21 protein-coding genes and 1 pseudogene are annotated in these 17419 nt (G+C 48.0%); 14 read left to right on the top strand and 8 right to left on the bottom strand.

Annotation, left to right across the window (positions count from 1 at the left end; genetic code table 11):
- The first annotated feature begins 1 nt into the window (after window position 1).
- The 3 genes from H7C19_RS14000 to H7C19_RS14010 all read left to right on the top strand — a co-directional run bounded on the left by H7C19_RS14000 (window position 2) and on the right by H7C19_RS14010 (window position 2632).
- Window positions 2-715 carry an SDR family oxidoreductase gene (locus H7C19_RS14000; protein WP_185143548.1) on the top strand — a complete coding sequence of 238 codons (714 nt, stop codon included), beginning with the start codon at window positions 2-4 and terminating at the stop codon, window positions 713-715.
- Between the two features lie 225 nt (window positions 716-940).
- Window positions 941-1552 (top strand): DUF2239 family protein, encoded by a 612-nt coding sequence (locus H7C19_RS14005; RefSeq protein ID WP_185143284.1) that lies wholly within the window; start codon window positions 941-943, stop codon window positions 1550-1552.
- A 189-nt stretch (window positions 1553-1741) separates the two neighbouring features.
- Window positions 1742-2632, top strand: coding sequence for an alpha/beta fold hydrolase (locus tag H7C19_RS14010; RefSeq protein ID WP_185143285.1), 891 nt, complete (start codon window positions 1742-1744; stop codon window positions 2630-2632).
- Window positions 2633-3116: 484 nt separating this feature from the next.
- On the opposite strand, the gene H7C19_RS14015 is transcribed toward H7C19_RS14010, so the two are convergent.
- Window positions 3117-4082, bottom strand: a complete 966-nt coding sequence (locus H7C19_RS14015) for a helix-turn-helix transcriptional regulator (RefSeq protein ID WP_185143286.1) — start codon at window positions 4080-4082, stop codon at window positions 3117-3119.
- Between the two features lie 108 nt (window positions 4083-4190).
- On the opposite strand from H7C19_RS14015, the gene H7C19_RS14020 reads away from it, so the two are divergent.
- The 5 genes and pseudogenes from H7C19_RS14020 to H7C19_RS35915 all read left to right on the top strand — a co-directional run.
- On the top strand, window positions 4191-4670 hold the full coding sequence (locus tag H7C19_RS14020) for a GyrI-like domain-containing protein (protein WP_185143287.1): 480 nt from the start codon (window positions 4191-4193) through the stop codon (window positions 4668-4670).
- 23 nt (window positions 4671-4693) lie between these two features.
- Window positions 4694-5116, top strand: coding sequence for a DoxX family protein (locus H7C19_RS14025; RefSeq protein ID WP_185143288.1), 423 nt, complete (start codon window positions 4694-4696; stop codon window positions 5114-5116).
- 125 nt (window positions 5117-5241) lie between these two features.
- Entirely contained in the window at window positions 5242-5721 is a 480-nt protein-coding gene (locus H7C19_RS14030; RefSeq protein ID WP_185143289.1) for a GyrI-like domain-containing protein, read from the top strand.
- A 25-nt stretch (window positions 5722-5746) separates the two neighbouring features.
- On the top strand, window positions 5747-6214 hold the full coding sequence (locus H7C19_RS14035) for a DUF8821 family protein (RefSeq protein ID WP_185143290.1): 468 nt from the start codon (window positions 5747-5749) through the stop codon (window positions 6212-6214).
- A 454-nt stretch (window positions 6215-6668) separates the two neighbouring features.
- Window positions 6669-6731 (top strand): annotated as a pseudogene (locus tag H7C19_RS35915) (DUF8821 family protein); the annotation flags it as partial.
- 132 nt (window positions 6732-6863) lie between these two features.
- Here the strand turns inward: H7C19_RS35915 and H7C19_RS14045 are convergent.
- Window positions 6864-7970, bottom strand: coding sequence for a nucleoside-triphosphatase (locus H7C19_RS14045; protein WP_313731679.1), 1107 nt, complete (start codon window positions 7968-7970; stop codon window positions 6864-6866).
- 276 nt (window positions 7971-8246) lie between these two features.
- Here H7C19_RS14045 and H7C19_RS14050 point away from each other — a divergent pair, with 276 nt between their 5' ends.
- Both H7C19_RS14050 and H7C19_RS14055 read left to right on the top strand, forming a co-directional pair.
- Complete coding sequence (locus H7C19_RS14050; protein ID WP_185143292.1) at window positions 8247-8885, top strand: HD domain-containing protein; 639 nt, start codon at window positions 8247-8249, stop codon at window positions 8883-8885.
- A gap of 109 nt (window positions 8886-8994) precedes the next feature.
- Window positions 8995-9900 (top strand): LysR family transcriptional regulator, encoded by a 906-nt coding sequence (locus H7C19_RS14055; RefSeq protein WP_185143293.1) that lies wholly within the window; start codon window positions 8995-8997, stop codon window positions 9898-9900.
- Between the two features lie 118 nt (window positions 9901-10018).
- Here H7C19_RS14055 and H7C19_RS14060 read toward each other — a convergent pair whose 3' ends face one another.
- The 4 genes from H7C19_RS14060 to H7C19_RS14075 form a co-directional block, all read right to left on the bottom strand.
- Window positions 10019-10330: an ArsR/SmtB family transcription factor gene (locus tag H7C19_RS14060; protein ID WP_185143294.1), complete on the bottom strand. Its 312-nt coding sequence runs from the start codon at window positions 10328-10330 to the stop codon at window positions 10019-10021.
- Window positions 10331-10345: 15 nt separating this feature from the next.
- Entirely contained in the window at window positions 10346-10861 is a 516-nt protein-coding gene (locus H7C19_RS14065) for an SRPBCC family protein (protein ID WP_185143295.1), read from the bottom strand.
- Between the two features lie 19 nt (window positions 10862-10880).
- Entirely contained in the window at window positions 10881-11360 is a 480-nt protein-coding gene (locus H7C19_RS14070) for an SRPBCC family protein (protein ID WP_185143296.1), read from the bottom strand.
- 179 nt (window positions 11361-11539) lie between these two features.
- Window positions 11540-12859 (bottom strand): amidohydrolase family protein, encoded by a 1320-nt coding sequence (locus H7C19_RS14075; RefSeq protein WP_185143297.1) that lies wholly within the window; start codon window positions 12857-12859, stop codon window positions 11540-11542.
- 157 nt (window positions 12860-13016) lie between these two features.
- On the opposite strand from H7C19_RS14075, the gene H7C19_RS14080 reads away from it, so the two are divergent.
- On the top strand, window positions 13017-13445 hold the full coding sequence (locus tag H7C19_RS14080) for a MarR family winged helix-turn-helix transcriptional regulator (protein ID WP_185143298.1): 429 nt from the start codon (window positions 13017-13019) through the stop codon (window positions 13443-13445).
- A 208-nt stretch (window positions 13446-13653) separates the two neighbouring features.
- Complete coding sequence (locus tag H7C19_RS14085) at window positions 13654-14193, top strand: protein kinase family protein (RefSeq protein WP_185143299.1); 540 nt, start codon at window positions 13654-13656, stop codon at window positions 14191-14193.
- A 131-nt stretch (window positions 14194-14324) separates the two neighbouring features.
- Here the strand turns inward: H7C19_RS14085 and H7C19_RS14090 are convergent, their stop codons facing one another.
- Complete coding sequence (locus H7C19_RS14090; protein ID WP_185143300.1) at window positions 14325-14963, bottom strand: nitroreductase family protein; 639 nt, start codon at window positions 14961-14963, stop codon at window positions 14325-14327.
- A gap of 119 nt (window positions 14964-15082) precedes the next feature.
- Between H7C19_RS14090 and H7C19_RS14095 the strand changes: the two genes are divergently transcribed.
- Window positions 15083-15442, top strand: a complete 360-nt coding sequence (locus H7C19_RS14095) for a MerR family transcriptional regulator (RefSeq protein WP_185143301.1) — start codon at window positions 15083-15085, stop codon at window positions 15440-15442.
- A gap of 181 nt (window positions 15443-15623) precedes the next feature.
- On the opposite strand, the gene H7C19_RS14100 is transcribed toward H7C19_RS14095, so the two are convergent.
- Window positions 15624-16085: an Lrp/AsnC family transcriptional regulator gene (locus H7C19_RS14100; RefSeq protein WP_185143302.1), complete on the bottom strand. Its 462-nt coding sequence runs from the start codon at window positions 16083-16085 to the stop codon at window positions 15624-15626.
- Window positions 16086-16257: 172 nt separating this feature from the next.
- Here H7C19_RS14100 and H7C19_RS14105 point away from each other — a divergent pair, with 172 nt between their 5' ends.
- Window positions 16258-17406, top strand: a complete 1149-nt coding sequence (locus tag H7C19_RS14105) for a serine hydrolase domain-containing protein (RefSeq protein ID WP_185143303.1) — start codon at window positions 16258-16260, stop codon at window positions 17404-17406.
- The last annotated feature ends 13 nt before the right edge of the window (window positions 17407-17419 follow it).

Raw genomic sequence — 17419 nt, forward strand, 5'->3', positions numbered from 1 at the left:
TATGAAAATCGTTGTGCTTGGAGCAAGTGGAACCACCGGTCGGCAAGTTGTCTGGGAATTGATTAACCGTAACATTCACACCAGGGTACTTATCCGAAAAACAGCCGTTCTTGATCCTGACATTGAGAAAAGTTCATTCGTTGAGATTGTGAAAGGGAACATAAGCGAACTTGATCGATCCGAACTGAATCAACTGCTGAGCGATTGTAGCGTCGTGATCTCTTGTCTTGGCCACACCCCTACTCTCAAGGGAATGTTCGGAAAACCCCGCGATTTGGTTTCGGATGCGGTTAAAAAAGTAAGCGAAACTGTGAAAAGGTCCGAACACAAAATAAAACTGATCCTTATGAGTACGACGGGCTATACGAATCACTCAGAAGGGGAGTCGCATTCCTGGGGGGAGAGGGTGCTCTTCTCTGTATTGAGCTTGCTTCTGCCCCCGCATCGCGACAATGTAATGGCGGCCGACTACTTGGTTGACGATTTGGGAAAAGAAGATGAGAATATCAGTTGGATTGCCGTAAGACCGGACACATTAGTGAATGATGACGAAGTAAGCCCCTATGAAGTAACAAGTTCCCTGGTCAGAAGCCCATTATTCAATCAGGGTAAAACAAGCAGAAGGAATGTAGGCCACTTCATGGCGGAACTGGCCACAGACCCCTTGCTATGGAAGCGTTGGGTCTGTAAAATGCCAGTGATCTACAATAAATAAATCTATTTTTTATACGTAGATGTCGTGCGGAGACGCCAGCGGCGTAAAGCTCGAATTCTTGCGGATAAAGCAAACACTAGCCCTCAACAGCGCGGTTCCTCTTAGGCCGTGCCTTTTGCATTTATTCCCTCCATAACGAACGAGAAAATACATTTTACCCGGGTAATATTGATTATTTATTTTTATCCGGGTATAATTGGTGAGACAATCAGAGAGGAGGTCAGCATGAGTAATGCCCTAACGCGCTTTTACTGCACGGCATTTTTGGGTGTGGGAGTCGTCGCCAGTGGTTCGTTACAGCACGTTGTTACTACAGTGAAGGATGCTCTGGATGACAGAGACCTCACACAGTTGCTTTTATTTGACGATTCCACGGGGAAGCCGGTAGATGTTGATTTTCGTGGAAAGACAGATGATGTGCTCAAACGATTAGGAGAACAGTTTGGTGACTTGCCCGGTACGGAAGTGAATCACCAGCCTACACGGCGGGTCGGTCGCCCCAAGCTGGGGGTTGTTTCCGGAGAGGTTACGTTATTGCCACGGCATTGGGAATGGCTCAAGAGTCAACCTGGAGGGGCGTCGGTAACATTACGAAAACTCATTGATGAGGCTCGCCGTGCTGGAGAAAAACAGAGCAATATCCGAGAGTCACAAGAAGCAACATTTAACTTTATGACAGCTATGGCCGGGAACTTCCATCAATACGAAGAAGCTCTGCGGGCACTGTATGCTGGTGATTTGGATCGTTTTTACCACTTCATCGATGACTGGGCACCTGATATCAGAAACCATGTCAAAAGATTAGCCGCTAATGCATTCCCTGAAGAGAACTTATGAATGAAAGCATTTGGAGGCGTAAAGAATTAAAAAGGAACTACGAAAGGAGCCGCTATGACAGCGTTTGAATCTATTCGTTACATCGAACCATCGCAACGCATCGGGCATCGGACTGCAGCGATCGAAGATTCACGCCTTCTGCCTATGGCAGAACTTCCGATACCGAATTAATTGAAGGAGAACATGATCATGAATATTCTGAAAGTCAACGGCGTTGATTTGGCCTATGACAGTTTCGGTAACGAAAATGACGAGGCTATTATCCTAATCGCCGGGCTTGGAACCCAGATGATTCGATGGACGGTTCCGTTTTGTCGGATATTAGCAGCGCGGGGCTTTCGCGTAATCCGCTTTGACAATCGCGACGTAGGTTGCTCGACACACTTTAGCCATTATCGGGCGCTGGATTTTGACGCACTGGCGACTGCGCTCATGTCAGGACAGCGACCGGATATCCCTTACACTCTCGATGACATGTCCAACGACGCTATCGGACTGCTCGACGCCCTTTCAATTGACCGGGCACATTTCGTTGGCAGGTCGATGGGCGGAATGATCGCCCAGATTGCAGCCAGTGAGTACCCTGAACGGGTCTTATCACTCACCTCCATTATGTCTAGTTCCGGTAATCCCACCCTTCCGCAAGCTTCCCCGGATGTCATGGCGATGATGACTAAACCGGCGCCGAACCCCTTTGAGGATGAAGCAGGATTTTTGGCGCACAGCCTCTCTTTTGCCAAACGCATCGCCGGCACCGGCTATCCGTTTGAAGAGGACGCTTATCGGGCGCTCATTCTGGAGGAAGTCCAGCGAGCCTACGATCCAGGCAGTGTCGGACGACAAATTGCTGCGATCGCTGTCTCCGGCGACCGTCGTCCGCGGCTGGCGACCATAAAAGTACCAGCACTTGTCATTCATGGGGTGGACGATCCCCTGTTCGTCCCGGCGTGTGGCGAGGACACGGCTTCTGCCATCCCGGGCGCCGAGCTAATGTTGGTTGACGGCATGGGACACGACCTGCCGCACCAACTATACAAAGTAACTGCTGATGGCATAGAGCGAACGGCTCGTCGCAATTGACACGCGCTTCCTGAATAGCAACCAGCCGGAGTCCCACAGTACCCAATAGGACTGAGTAGGCCCAGGGGCGCAGCGCTGATCAATTTGCACCCTTGGCGTATACGACCCGGGTGGAAGCGGCGGTGTTCTTGGAACGGTTGTTAAAGCAGCTCCATTTCATCAATTAACGGGGCTTCCTAACAGAGACTCCATTTGAACGTATATGTGGAAACGATCGAATTAGCACCGGTTTCATGATAACATCGTGAGCCGGCCCTTTTTCTGTGGGGATTTTTCCAAACAGACGATGGTCAGATTCAGAAACGAATTATTCAAGTAGCAGGGAACGATAGTTGAAGCATTGATATAAGGCCACCATACTTCGGTGGCTTTCCGTGTATATTTTATGAAAGTTTCGATGATTGCTTGATTGAGCTTTGTTTAAAACTCGGTTAACCCAGGCTTGCTGGCTTCGATGAGCTTTACAGGCGGTAGGTATGGTCAATTACTTGTTCCCTAAAACATCCACTCTCTCCCGTAATCCTTCTACGACTTCTTTCGGTATCTCCCTGACCTTGTTATCTCCACCTAAGAAAAGTAGCCAATTTGTTATTTCGGCCAATTCATCCGGATGATGAACATTGATGAAAGTCTTTAAAATAGCCGTAGTTTGATAAGGATTCGTGTATGAAATTGTAATTTTTAATGGATGGTACTTTTTGAACTGGGCAATCGCCTTGGGACCAAGCTCGAGGACTAGGTTGATGGCTTCTTCCTGCTTGCTTAGTTGTTCTACAATCTTCTTCTTACTTATTCTTTTTTTCTCGGGGTATGGTTTGACATCGATGAGATTGTCGACAGGAATAATCCGCCTCTTTTCCTCCCCTAGGTCGAAGCCTTCAATTTGCCAAGAGCTCTTTTCACGAAATAGGCGCATGAGATAGATGGGATAAGACTTTGTTTCCCTTCCTTCTTCGACGGAAACCACTAAGTAGCTGTCTACAAGAAGGATTTGGATGAGTTGTTCTAACATAGGATGGGGCAGATCTGATAGATCAAGCAGGTCAGGATTGTGGGGGTTGGTACCTTCGAAGAGCAAGATTTGATTTAACAGAACAAGATCATCTTGCTGGTTTTCAGAGATGAGGCCGAGCAATTTTTCCGCTAAAGAGTGGCGACTCTTGAGATAAGGGAGTTGTAGATTTCGTGTGGCCATGAAGGCGATAAAAAGAGCTTTAATCTCATTATCGGTAAAGCGGACAGTGGGCAGGACGGAGTTGTTCATCACAAAATAACCACCGTCCCTCCCGACTTCGGCGACTAGAGGCATTCCCATCGCTTCAATTTCCCTGATATCTCTAATCGCCGTCGAACGGGAGATGTTAAACTCATGCATGATTTCCGAAATGGTAAAATGGGCGCGGTTGTTGATGTACCGCATAATGATGTTAATCCGTTCTACTTTTTTCATCGGGCCCTCTAAACAGTATCATATTTTGACATGATTTATGGTTATTATAAACCCATCAAGTGGAAAAACAAATTACTTGATCAATTCAAAAAAAAAGGAGCTTGGATGATGGCAATGTATACCCTTGAGGAAAAAGACAGCTTTATCGTTCTAGGTATTGGAACGGAACTGATGAGCGATTACACGGACTATGCCGGCATGAACAAGGAGAAGGAAAACTTTTGGCGGACAGTGGAGCAGGATGGAAGGCTTGACGCTTTAAAGGCTGTCGCTGCGAACGACTACATCTTTGCTGTGAACGAATTGGTAAACCGCAAGAGGATGTATTATGCCGGCGTCATGACAGAAGCATCGGTACCGGAAGAACATAGAGTGATCCAATTCCCTAAGGGACAATACCTCGTCATTAAAGGCGAAGGGAAGACGGCCGATGAGTTGAGTAGAATGCTTACTGGCATTGCCTTTGGTCAAGTCTTGCCGGAAGCCGATAACTTCGCCTATGTCGGCGGGCCCAATGCAACGGTTGAGATGGGGCAGCGAGAAGGCCTTGTATATGGCGAAATGTGGATTCCGGTTGTGAAGAAGTAAACGAGATCAAAGGAGGAATGGGAATGAGTACGATTATCGGTAATGAAAAGATCGCGAATGTAGAATCCCGCCCTATTGGAAGGATGGCCGCTTATTGGACCGTCACAATCATTCTCGCATTCTCTATTGCATTAAGTGGTGTCGGGCAATTGATGCGATATGGGGGTAATGTCGATTTAGTGACCGATATTGGTTTCCCGTTATATATCACCAACATTCTCGGAACTTGGAAATTGCTTGGAATCATTGCGATCGTAATGCCAGGTTTCCCCCGGCTTAAGGAATGGGCGTATAGCGGTATCTTTTTTCTAATGACGGGTGCGGCCTTATCCCACGTGTTCGCTAATGATTACGGCGATTATGGATTCCATATTATTCTTCCGCTTTTCTATGCCGCGCTTGGCATCGCCTCCTGGGCGCTGCGTCCGAAAAGCCGCAGACTTTAGTGGGTATTGATTTTTTTCATCGGCCCTCTAAAAAGTATCACATTCTGACATGATTTATAGTTATTATTGACTTATCAAGTGAAAAAACAAATCAATTGATCCATTCAAAAAAAGGAGCTGGGATGATGGCGACGCATACCTTTGAGGAAAAAGATAGCTTTATCGTACTTGGTATTGGAACGGAGCTGAAGAGCGATTACACGGATTATGCCGGCATGAACAAGGAGAAGGAAAACTTTTGGCGGGCAGTGGAGCAGGATGGAAGGCTTGACACGTTAAAGGCTATTGCTGCGAACGACTATATTTTTGCCGTAAACGAAGCGGTAAATCACAAGATGATGTATTATGCTGGCGTCATGACAGATTCATCGATACCGGAAGAACACAGAGTGATCCAATTCCCTAAGGGACAATACCTCGTCGTTAAAGGCGAAGGGAAGTCGGCTGATGAGTTGAGTAGTATGCTTACTGGCATTGCCTTTGGTCAAGTCTTGCCAGCAGCCGATAATTACGCCTATGTTGGCGGGCCCAATGCAACGGTTGAGATGGGGCAGCGAGACGGCTTCGTATATGGCGAAATGTGGATTCCGGTTGTGGAAAAGTAAACGAGATCAGCAGGAGGAATGTGGAATGTCCCCTATCGTTGACTTTAAAAATGTGTCTACGGTTGGTCTGGAATCTTCACCAATAGCAGAAGCGCTAGCTGGTATGCGTGCGAATGAAGCCCGTTACTTCATGAACAAATACAAGCACGAATTTACGGTCGTACCAGCCAGCGAAAGCCAGGAGACGCTTGATTATGTGAAACGAGTTTTGAAAGAAGAACGTGGCATTGAGTTTGCGGCCAGACCTCTAGAAACATCGCGTTTTCAAGTAGAAAATATCAAATGGGCCTTCGTCTTTTATGAGGATGGTCTAGCGGTCAACGTCATGTATACGGTGGATGATCCTAAGAAGCGGGCGGTTGGATTTAAGCTATCCGAGGGGATGGAAGTACCTGAGGAGCTGGAAGAGAAGAAGTTCAAATTTGCAAGACAGAAGTCCAAACTGGCTGGGACAATTCGAGGTTCGTTCTTCGTCATTAAAGGAGAATATTGAAGCAATCAACGCCCCTTAGAATGGGTCAATTCACCGCTTTATTATGCGCAAATCGACTCCAAGCAGAAAAATTTAGATGTTAGCACTATTTAACGCAGGTTGTGTTGAAGCCCTGTCCAACAAAGTGGACGAACCATATGTTATACGGTGATGACAAATCACAATTCTTATGTGGAGGTGATTCCTATGGGTTACGGAGGCGGAACTTATGGTACAGGTAGCTTTTCTGCGTTCACGCTGGTTCTCTTCATTCTGTTGGTAATCATTCTGTCTACAGGGTTCTTTTTCTAACGCAATAAAGGATGTGGCCATTCATTAGATCGATTGAATGACCGGTTTCTGGGGAAATGATGATACGTAAATGAGTGGTGGTCGAATAGACCGCCTCAGACTGTCGAGAAAGTCTCGGCAGTCTTATTTATATCACGATATATAAAGATTAAGATTATTCCATCAGGGGATGGAGGTACCCAAGGAGTTAGAAGGAAAGTTTAAGTTTGCAAGTCAGAAGTCTTAACTAGCGGGACGGTCGGTGTATCCTAGACTTTCCTGAAGGTCGACTGGTCGAGCTTTGGGAGAAATAAAGTGGGCTCAGCTTTCATAAGACAGCTGAGCCCAGTCTGGGACAGAACGCTTTTGGATTGTAGCTTTATTTTGAAAGCTGCACAGAGCCGATCAGTTCATTCAATTCGGACTGTAATTGCTGTTGGAGTCCCTCCACGATCGAAAAATTGGTGGCCGCAACATAGTAGGCCTTAATTTGAGAATCGATGGCCTCGGCTTCCGCCAAAAGGGAGGTGGCCTCTTTCATTTTTGCCGAATAACGTTCTTTAATAGCGGCTATTTCGGCTGCAAAGGCTTCATCTGTGCCAGGAGCCATAGTAAGCGTGTACATATCCAGGATTTCATCCCCGTCCCGATCAGGAAAGTATTCATGAGGGGCGGTGCTGTCGAAGATCGCCGTTCGGAGCTTCGGGAATATCAACATATCTAGGCTGTTGGGATCAAAGCCGCAATGAAACACTTGAACTTCGATTCCTTTCTCTTCGGCAGCCGTGGCAAGCTTTTTTAGCAGTGTCGATTTTCCGGATCCCGGCCTTCCTTTGATGAAAATCCGTCTATCCAGCTGAGCGGTCAAGCTTTGAATAAAATCGAATGCCCCCTTCGGCGTCGCAGCTCCGAAAAACAAGTGACGCCCAACGGTTGGCGTATCGCTTTCATGACCAGCGTACAACTCTTGAATCAAATCCTGCGCAACCTGGCCGGCCTTCGCGAAATCCATGCTTTCGATATAATATTTTTCCCATTCGTCATGAATCCGCAATGCGGTTAAGAACGCTTCATACGCTTTTGAATAAGCACTGGCAAGCTTGCCACTAAGATCTTCGATCGTCCTGGAATGTCCAAGTGAAATAAGACTGTTATCAAGCGCTTCCCCGAAATGGATCAAGACAATTTCTCCGGCCTCGTTATCCGGAATTCCCCCGCAGACGCGCCCATCGATAATACCAACCTTCAATTCCGTTAGAATGATGCCATCCAGTTCGTCGGGTCGGAGTGGGGAGTGGAAGCATTGCACATGCTGGCCTTGATCCAGCAGGCTATCCGCCAAACAGCGAATGACCGTCGATTTCCCCGTACCCTGGGGACCCGTAAGGACGAAGATCTTGTTCAGCCCATCAAAGGCGGATTGATACAAGAAATGGGCTCCGTGCGCTGTGTTGCCGCGGGCAAAGTAGTGAGATGCATTTTCCACCAACCTGAAACACTCCTTTTGTGCCTATTCCGATTCGCCAAGTTTACAGGATCAGGGGTATCGATCAGAATAAGCATGCGTGGGATAAGTGCCTATGCATTTGTATATTCCGCATTGTAGAAAGCGGTGTTTGTTCTCTCCCCTATTTTCGCCGATAGAATCCTTTATTATGCACGATATCTATTGTTATCATAAAAATGATAATATTGATCAATAATTCCTCCGCGCTATACAATCAAGGTGCAAGCAAAATGAAACCCCAAGGAGGATGAAGGTATGAGCAGTATCGTCGCAGATATCAAAATTCCGGACAGCAAATTGGCAGCGGGGGCAGCCGAACTGCTTCGCGAGCACGGTAATGATTTATTGTGGAACCATTCCCACCGCGTATTTTTGTTTGGCGCCCTTCAAGGAAAAAATGCCGGGGTCAAATTTGATTCCGAGCTGCTTTACATCAGTGCTTTATTCCATGATTTAGGTCTGACCAAGCATTACAGCAGCCCGGACAAACGCTTCGAGGTGGATGGCGCGAATGCCGCTCGCAGCTATCTTCAGTCGCATGGGGTTTCGGCTGAGTCGATCCAACTGGTATGGGATGCAGTAGCTCTTCATACGACGATCGGGATTGCCCAGTATAAAGAGCCTGAGGTTGCGCTGATTTATTCCGGTGTCGGCTACGATGTAATGGGAGAGAATTTTGACAGTCTCACCGAGGATATTCGGGAGCAGGTTGTGACGGCGTTCCCAAGAGATCACTTCAAGCACAAGATATTGCCTGCATTCCTCGAAGGCTTCAAGCATAAACCGGAGACCACCTTCGGCAACATCAAGGCCGATGTGTGCGCTTTGCTGATGCCGGGCTTCCAGAGAACAAACTTTTGCGATTGTGTTCTGCATTCGCCTTGGACGGAATAAGGACGAGATCAGAAAGAACATCCAAAATATTGGGTGTTTTTTCTGGTCTCGTCATGCCAATAGGGAGTGTCATCAGCCTGGAAATACTGCAGTTTAGGGGGACATATAGATGGAGATTAGACAATTGGAATATTTTATGGCCGTATGCAAGGAGCTGCACTTCACCCGTGCGTCCGAGCAATTGGGGGTAACCCAGCCGACGCTGAGCCATCAGATCAAGGCGCTGGAAATCGAGATTGGGATGCCGCTGTTCGACCGGATCGGCAAGAAGACCGCCTTGACGGAGGCGGGCCAAATTTTGTTCCGGCACGGTACGCATATCTTCCAGAGCATCCAGAGCGCCATGGCGGAAATTCAAGAGCTTCAGGAGGTGAAGGGCGGGAAGCTATCGATCGGCGTACTGAAAGGGGAGCTTAACCAGTTTGTGTCTACCTTGCTGTTTACCTTTCATCAGCAATACCCGAATATTCAGCTTACAGTAGTTGGCAAGGATGATATGGTAGACGGCATCATTCAAAATGAAATCGATATCGCTCTAACGATTGTCCCGATCCATGATGAGCGGCTGACGATTGTTCCTTTATATGAGGAGGATTTGTATTTGACCGTCTCGCACCGGCATTCCCTGGCGGATCAGCAAACGATCCGATTGGAACAGATCAAGGAGGAGCCGTTCATCCTTTTTCCGAAAAATTATAAGTGCCGCCAGCAGATTGAGGCAGCCTTCAAGCTGATAGATGCGCCGCTTCGCCCGATTATTGAAACCGATGCGACGGAGTCCATCCTTAATCTTGTGCAGGCGGAGGCGGGCGTATCGATATTATCGAAAACGCTGCTTCACATGTGGGGCCATGATCAGCTCAGAATGATCAAAATTGAGAATCCGTCTGTCCGCAGGCAGATTGGGCTTGTCTATCATAAAGAGAAATATATCGGCTTTGCGGCGCAGCAATTCATTCGCCTGCTGAGACAAACCATTGTCGATGAGGGCCTGGGTTCGAGCGAAAGGGCATGAATACAGAAGGCGCATCTTCGCCGATGAAAGGAAAGAAACAGCGGCAGCCATGGACGAGAAAATAAAGTCCGAAGCTGCCGCTGTTTGTATGGAATGAACGATCGCTTCTCCATATTTTCTATTCTTCATGATCAAGAAAGGCCTCAAGATCATCAAGCTTCCCGGACCAGAAGTGTCGATACGACTCCAGCCATTGATCGATTTCCTGAAGCGGCTCCGGACGAATGGAATAGATGCTTTTTTGAGAAACCGATCGTACTGCAACCAAACCGGCTTCCCGCATGATTCGAAGATGCTTGGAAACTCCCGGTTGACTTAACTGACAAATGTCCACAAGCTCTCCCACCGAACGCTCACGAATGCGAAGCAAGTCCAGGATAGTTCGTCTGTGCGGCTCTGCCAAAACTTCAAAAACGCTTCTAGTTGTCATTGTCTGTACTCCAGCTCATTGGCGGGATTTCACGAAGTTGTCCGTTCGCTTCGTGTATTGCTCTGTCATCGGCTTCTCCATTTGATGCCTCGGAACGACGCCGTACGTAACCCCATGCTCCAGGTAATATTTGAGCAGAGTCAATGCTTCTCCCCATCCGACCGCGCAATCGGCGAACGCCTTCAAGTCCGTGTCGGTCCGCTTGTAGCCCGACTCCACTAATGAAACCAAAGTCCCTTCGCCCAGTTTCGTCAGCTGGAAGGAAATCGTCGTCGTCGATTCGCCCGGTGTCCACTGATAGACGAACTTCTCTCCGGGGACCGTTTCCAGCACCGTTCCGCCATCCTCAAGCGTAATATGGTCAGGTCCGAAATCGATGAACCGAAAATGAATCGATCCGCCCGGTCTCGCGTCGACGGTCGTGCCTTGCGTAAACCACGCATCCCAACCTGCTCCCGTTGCAACTGCCTCATACACTTTATCCGGCGTCGCATTTATAAACGTACGATGGTGAATAGAAAGTGTCTCCATCTTATTCTTCCTCCTCTTGTCAAGTCATAATAGATGCATATTTCTTGCGCATTTCTTTCACGCGTTCCCAAGGGAAACGGGTAAACTGTTCATTCAGGACGACATCCAGTACATCCAGATGCACATGCCAGCCTGCCAAAAAATCGGGAACAACGGCGGACTCGTAGAAGGTATGCGTCAGATGAAGACGACAACCCCCAACTTCGTTTTTCAGTCTCCATCGCACCAAGGAGTATCCTGAAGTTTGCTCCAGCCATGTGTACTCCAGTTCGTACGGCGGGTCGATTTTGGTGAACTTCCCCTCAACGACATCTCCGTTCTCCCACCGAAACGCAAGCTGACCTTCTACCTTCAATTCCATCTCCGAATTCACGGTTAACCATTTGGACATTTGCTCCGGATTTGATATAGCCCTCCATACTTTTTCCACCGGATGCTTCAAGAAACGCTCGAAACTAACGATACGGTGACCATCCATCTGTAAAACCTTTCCGTCCACATGATCCCTCCGACTATCAAGATTAGCCTTAATGACTTTTATATTACCATATGGTTATATAACTGTAAAGTGATGAAAGCCGCATAAAAATACGCGGCTGAATGCGACCCGGCCTTGGATCGCTTATATCTTAGGGCGGGAGCATGCCGTGGCATGCTCCTTGCGCCATTTTCGACTAATCAAAATGGTTTGCTTAATCTTTGCACCCCTTTGAACCATACGGCTTGAATGGATAGGGTATCCGAGATATGGGTTGTCGGATCGCCATTGACCAGCACCAGGTCAGCGCGCGCCCCTTCGGCAATTCGGCCACGATCATGAAGACCGAACCGACGAGCCGGTTTCGAGGTGGCCGACTGAAGCGCTTCTATCGGCGTGAACCCGGCCATAACCAGCAATTGCAATTCATGATGCACGCTGGCTCCATGAGCAAGGCCGCCAAGATTCGGAACGGGAACGGGGGCGACATTCGTCCCGACCAGAATATCCACTCCGGCATGGTGAAGATCCATCACGTTTTTGAAGCTATTTTCCATATTGCCTTGCGGGAAAGTATTGAAGCTGGCGTTCAAAATATCGATCCATTCCGGACTTAATTTGGAATAAACACGCGGGTCATTCGCCAATTCCGATGCGGGGTTTCCAAGAATGGAGGAGTTTAACACCAAGCACGGTGTAACAAATGCGCCAGAATCGACGATGGATTGCACTAACTCCGACGTGTACTCGGGCCTGTCGATAAACAGGTGGCCCAATCCATCCACTCCAAGATCGATGGCGGTTTGCGAAGAATGAGCGGTCAAGACGTGGGCGATGACGACTTTATCGAACTTATGGGCTTCTGCCACGGCTGCTTGTAGAATCTCATCGCTTAGAACAGGCAGGCCAGGGGCACCCATGACGGTTCCTTCTTCAATCATGATTTTGATATAGTCGGCGCCATTCTCTATCTGGGCATGCACATGTTTGATCGCTTCTTCCACCGTCGTTACTTGCGGCACTTCTTCGTGATCGTGGGCGTAGGCGGCCAGCATAGCTTCCCGGTCTTCCTTCGATAGCTTCTCCAATTCCTTTAACACGAATTCCGGAATCTCATCCCCATCTGGCAGCAATTCATCCGGATGACCACCCGGGGCGGTGATCGCCGTGCCTGCGGAGCGGACATCGGCGACGTCATCCACATTTTTCAATTGGATCGCGCGTCCTCTTTCCGTAAAATCGCCGTTCATCTCGAGTTCTGTCGTCACGCCGAATTGTAAGGCATCCCGTAATCCGCCGATGGAAGTGTGGACATGCGCATCAATCAAGCCGGGCAATAATGTCGCATTCTCGGCATCGATGATCGTTGCATTCGCCGGAATGTCGCCGCCCACCGCAATAATGGTTTCTCCTTTGATGACAATGCTCCTGGACTCGATCACTTTTTCCCCATCGAAAATACGCGCATTCGTAATAGCAGTCACTTTTTCTAACGGAGCGTATGGAGTTGCATTCTTCATTCTTATTCCTCCCTAGCGTGGTATCATGATCAATTAGGAGTATAAAAGTTAGAACACTAACTGTCAACAAGCTAAGATTCATTTGACGTGTATGCTGGTTTTTTGTATAGTTTATTTACAGACAGTTAGCCTTCTAATAATTTGAGGAGGTACGATCATGAAGCCCCGCAAGGATACGCCTTATCTGGATTTGTTTCAGATTATCGGCCTTAAGTTAAAGAAAAGAGCGGACGAGAGCATCAAAGAGTTGGGTTTAAACGCCCAGCAAGGGAAAATAATCGACTATATCTACGAAAACCAAGATAAAAATATAATTCAAAGGGACCTTGCCGATCGGTTTCATGTGCGAGGAGCCAGTATTACAAACATGCTTCAGGGTCTTGAGAAAAGAGGATTTATAGAGCGTAAGATCCCTGCCAATAATGAACGGCAAAAAAATATATATGTTTTGCCCAAAGCCGTTGAATTGATTGAAGACTTTCATGACTCCTTCCAAAGCGTGGAGGACGAAATCGTCCAAGCCCTTACCGCAGAGGAAAAGCAAACCTTAAAGGAAATACTGATGAAAATTAATGAACGCTTGTAAAGAAGGAGTATCGATATGCTGCAAGCATTTATCGATGAAGTCATAGAGCTGGGGTTTCTTTCACAGCCGGTAGACACGATTTCTTTCCCTGTATCCGGGCATTGAGCTTCTACCTACGGTCCTTTACGTTGACCCGGCACTTCGTTATTTCGTTTATGATTTTATTCCGGGCAGCACTCGCTATGTCCGCGGGAATAAGCAAAAGTTAATGGCTGAGCTTGTGGACGGGATTCTTGCCCATTATGTCCACCCGGAGTCGTACGACGCATATAAGTCGATTGAGGCACCCGAACATGCGGTGGATTCGATCCGATATGCGGCGTCCTTCATCGGCGGACAGCTCGGCGAGGAAGATCACAGATTGGCTACGGCGTTAAGTCGGGAACGTTCTGGCGTCACGGACCGCGGAGATCTCTATGTGCTGCACGGCGATTTCGGCGTCCATAACTTTCTTTTCACCGACAATGGGCTGACGGGGGTCATCGATCCGATTCCGGTCATGGGATGCAAACGATACGACTTGCTATATGCCTTCTGCTCGTCTCCGGATGAGCTTACCCTTCCCCTATTGCTTCATGCTGTGCGACGGGTAGAGGAAGGGAAAAAAGTCGACATCAGGCTGTTGTCCCGAGACATGATCCTTGAACTATATAGAAGGATGTCGACATGCCTGCGCTTTCATCCGGAAGATTTTCCCCAGTACCTGCAGGCCTGGGAAGAGTGGAAGAAGATCTATGCAAGCTCGTAAAGAAACAGCGGCAGCGATGGACGAGAAAATGTCCGTAGCTGCCGTTGTTTGTATTTAATGAACCGATCGCTTCCCGTCAGCCGAATATTTTGATGCAATCGGAAGCAAGCTAATCATCGTTATTTTGAAGGTTACCTCCAAAATGTAATCTTGTCCGAGCTTAATCGAACGGATTCATACCCGTCTACCTTGGCTTTTCCGATGGAGATCATCATTACCGGAGCATAGCGTTCTTCATCCAAATCAAACGCTTTGGCTACCTGATCGACTTCAAAGCCTGCCATGGGGTTCGTATCATATCCATGCGCACGAGCTACCAGCATGAATTGCATGGCAAAAAGGCTGCTATCGACTTTTGCCACTTCAACTTTTATTTCTTGGGGGAGAGCCGGGAACATCGATAGGATGGTTTTGAGTTGGTTGTCTCGTACTTCAGCCGGCATTTTCCCTTGTTCCACTGCCGTATTGTAGATTTCTTCAGCATTCAAGTAGCTTTGGGTATCGCCGAAAATTAACAGCATGGCCGATGAAGTGTCGTTTTGCAACGTATTGAACCGCACAAGAGGCCTTAGCTTCTCTTTTCCTTCCGGCGTGTCGACCACGACTACGCGCCAAGGCTGCATATTGGCAGAGGACGGAGCCAAGCTGGCTTCCGCAATCATTTCGTTCATCTCTTCTTTCGATATTTTAAAGTTCTCATCATAATGGCGAACGGAACGTCGTTCCTTGACGATGCTGGCGAAATCGTTATTTTGGATATGGTTGAACATAGAATCTCTCCTTTGGATAACCTTATTTTTTTGACATGGCGTATGTCATTCGTTATCCTAAACGCATTATGAACTATAAACTTAGGTTTATAGCAAGAGGGGCAAGGAGAGGTCGTATAATGAAAATAAATGACGTTTCCAAATTAACGGGTCTGCCGATATCCACCTTGAGATTCTATGAACGCAAAAACCTCATTCCGGACGTATTTGTTCAAAGAGATGCGAACAATTATCGGATTTACTCTGAAGAGATTGTCGAATATTTAAACGATGTGAAGGCACTTTTGTCCGTGGAATTTTCTATAGAAGAGTTAAGTTTGCTGGTCAATCAACAACTTCATTTATCCTACGAGGAAAAGAAAAAAGTGGTGGAGCAGAAAATCAAAGAAATTGAAGACATTCAGAAGCAGTTGAGGAAGTCGAAAAAATTCCTGGAGGACGTTTTGGAAGGGAAAGCGAATTTCCAGACCAAGTGTTAGGGATGGTTTGGTGGCTAAGGTAAAAGATAAAATAGCCGACTTTTCGAAGTGCCTCGGCACCGAATCGTCGGCCTTTTGTGCAGATCGTGAAAAGTTAGCTTGGCCGGGTCGAGGCACAAGTAAATCATCTCATTGCCAGGAATCCGGAAATCCGGATTCCTTTTTGCGTTCCCGAGCAGCATTAATTTGACTCGGCAAGTACGCTTGCCTCTTCCAGCGAAGGGATAAGAAACTTTGTCTCGATTGGTGATGACATCACGATGAGGATGGTGTAGGTCCCGTATTTATCGCATTGGTTTCCGAACTCTTCGAGCGATCGTGTGGATTCAGTCATGACTTTCAATAAATAGTTGTGTTCTCCACTTATGCGATGGCATTCGATGACATCGGGAGATGAGCGGCAAAAATCGAGGAATGCATGACACTCCCTTGTATGAAACAGAATGTAGGCCGCTGCCTGTTTCCCGACTTTTTCAGGGGAAATCATGGTGCGGTACTCCTCAATGGTTCCGTTTTCCTCCATGCGCCTTACTCTCTCCGTTACTGCGGGTTGCGATAACCTGACACACTTGCCTAATTCCGTCATTGAAATTCTCGCCTGGCTTTGAAGATAATACAGGATTTGCTTATCGATATGGTCCATCAAACTTGGCTCCTTTAATTTTAAGGATTTCCTCATCAACAAACTCGATTTCCTTTGTTTTAGGGTAGATGTAACTTCAATGCTTTATGCAAATCACTAAACTTAATAATTATAATAAACTCACAATAGTAAAGTGATCAAGACTTTGACTATTGAGAAAGGGTGGCGAAAGATGAATAACAATTTGGATAAAAGCGTGGATGAAGTTATCGAGCATACGCTTGCCGATCATCGGCTGGTTGGCGCTGTTGTTAAGGTGGCGGTAGACGGAGTGCTGGTTTATAACGGTGTTGCCGGTTTTGCCGACCGTGAGAGGAACATTCCGATGCAAGAAAATGCCTTGTTCAGGCTTGCCTCCGTAACGAAACCGATCGTTTCAACGGCTGCCATGGTACTCCTATCGCAAGGCCGGCTTCAACTGGACGACCGCGTTGATCGATGGCTTCCATCCTTTCGGCCGCGTTTGCCAAATGGCGAAATCGCGGAGCTCACGATTCGGCATTTAATGACGCACACGGCGGGGCTGACTTACCGTTTCTTTCAGGAAGAGAATGGTCCCTATCACCGTGCAGGGGTGTCGGATGGGATGGACCAGGCCGGCATCACATTGGAAGAGAATCTGCGCCGTATTGCCTCCGTTCCGCTCCTCTACACGCCAGGCACGCAGTGGAAATATTCGATCGCGACAGATGTGCTGGGCGCCGTTATCGCCAAGGTTGCTGACGTGCCGCTTCAAGAAGCCGTTCATTCTTTGGTGCTTCAACCGCTTGGCATGAATGACACCGGGTTTACTGCCGTTGACCCGGAACGACTGACCACTGCTTATGCCAATGATGTTCCTCTGCCGCGGCCTTTGTATGATCCCGACAGCCTGGCATTCTTGGAAGGCACGGCGGGCTTCCGGCTTGCCCCTGGACGGGCGCTTGACGAATCGGCTTTTCCTTCCGGCGGAGCCGGCATGGTCGGAAGCGCAAGTGACTTTTTGCGGCTGCTGGAAGCATTGCGCAAGGGAGGAACGCCGCTGCTGCCTGAGCGGCTGGTACGCGAAATGACGACCAACCAGATCGGCGATCTGCCGATGGCTTATTGGCCGGGCAGAGGCTTTGGTCTTGGATTTACGCTGCTTCAGGATCCTGTCGCCGCAGACACGCCGGAATCGCCGGGCACCTGGCGGATGGGCGGGACCTATGGCCATTCGTGGTTCGTTGATCCTGCGCGGAAGCTCAGCGTTGTGGCATTTACCAATACCGCTCTGGAAGGCATGTCGGGCCAGTTTACCGTCGATCTCTGCAAAGCCGTTTATGACGGAATCAAGCCATAAAGATTCGTTTAAG

This window comes from Cohnella nanjingensis (genome assembly GCF_014212125.1).
GTDB lineage: Bacteria > Bacillota > Bacilli > Paenibacillales > Paenibacillaceae > Cohnella > Cohnella nanjingensis.

Bases quoted from the DNA above. Each gene is read 5' to 3' on its own strand.
- H7C19_RS14010 (WP_185143285.1), top strand. From the start codon at position 1,742: ATGAATATTCTGAAAGTCAACGGCGTTGATTTGGCCTATGACAGTTTC.
- H7C19_RS14055 (WP_185143293.1), top strand. From the start codon at position 8,995: ATGGAGATTAGACAATTGGAATATTTTATGGCCGTATGCAAGGAGCTG.
- H7C19_RS14100 (WP_185143302.1), bottom strand. From the start codon at position 16,085: ATGGACCATATCGATAAGCAAATCCTGTATTATCTTCAAAGCCAGGCG.
- H7C19_RS14000 (WP_185143548.1), top strand. From the start codon at position 2: ATGAAAATCGTTGTGCTTGGAGCAAGTGGAACCACCGGTCGGCAAGTT.
- H7C19_RS14050 (WP_185143292.1), top strand. From the start codon at position 8,247: ATGAGCAGTATCGTCGCAGATATCAAAATTCCGGACAGCAAATTGGCA.
- H7C19_RS14030 (WP_185143289.1), top strand. From the start codon at position 5,242: ATGGCGACGCATACCTTTGAGGAAAAAGATAGCTTTATCGTACTTGGT.
- H7C19_RS14035 (WP_185143290.1), top strand. From the start codon at position 5,747: ATGTCCCCTATCGTTGACTTTAAAAATGTGTCTACGGTTGGTCTGGAA.
- H7C19_RS14005 (WP_185143284.1), top strand. From the start codon at position 941: ATGAGTAATGCCCTAACGCGCTTTTACTGCACGGCATTTTTGGGTGTG.
- H7C19_RS14105 (WP_185143303.1), top strand. From the start codon at position 16,258: ATGAATAACAATTTGGATAAAAGCGTGGATGAAGTTATCGAGCATACG.
- H7C19_RS14060 (WP_185143294.1), bottom strand. From the start codon at position 10,330: ATGACAACTAGAAGCGTTTTTGAAGTTTTGGCAGAGCCGCACAGACGA.
- H7C19_RS14025 (WP_185143288.1), top strand. From the start codon at position 4,694: ATGAGTACGATTATCGGTAATGAAAAGATCGCGAATGTAGAATCCCGC.
- H7C19_RS14095 (WP_185143301.1), top strand. From the start codon at position 15,083: ATGAAAATAAATGACGTTTCCAAATTAACGGGTCTGCCGATATCCACC.
- H7C19_RS14090 (WP_185143300.1), bottom strand. From the start codon at position 14,963: ATGTTCAACCATATCCAAAATAACGATTTCGCCAGCATCGTCAAGGAA.
- H7C19_RS14085 (WP_185143299.1), top strand. From the start codon at position 13,654: ATGGCTGAGCTTGTGGACGGGATTCTTGCCCATTATGTCCACCCGGAG.
- H7C19_RS14080 (WP_185143298.1), top strand. From the start codon at position 13,017: ATGAAGCCCCGCAAGGATACGCCTTATCTGGATTTGTTTCAGATTATC.
- H7C19_RS14015 (WP_185143286.1), bottom strand. From the start codon at position 4,082: ATGAAAAAAGTAGAACGGATTAACATCATTATGCGGTACATCAACAAC.
- H7C19_RS14020 (WP_185143287.1), top strand. From the start codon at position 4,191: ATGGCAATGTATACCCTTGAGGAAAAAGACAGCTTTATCGTTCTAGGT.
- H7C19_RS14075 (WP_185143297.1), bottom strand. From the start codon at position 12,859: ATGAAGAATGCAACTCCATACGCTCCGTTAGAAAAAGTGACTGCTATT.
- H7C19_RS14065 (WP_185143295.1), bottom strand. From the start codon at position 10,861: ATGGAGACACTTTCTATTCACCATCGTACGTTTATAAATGCGACGCCG.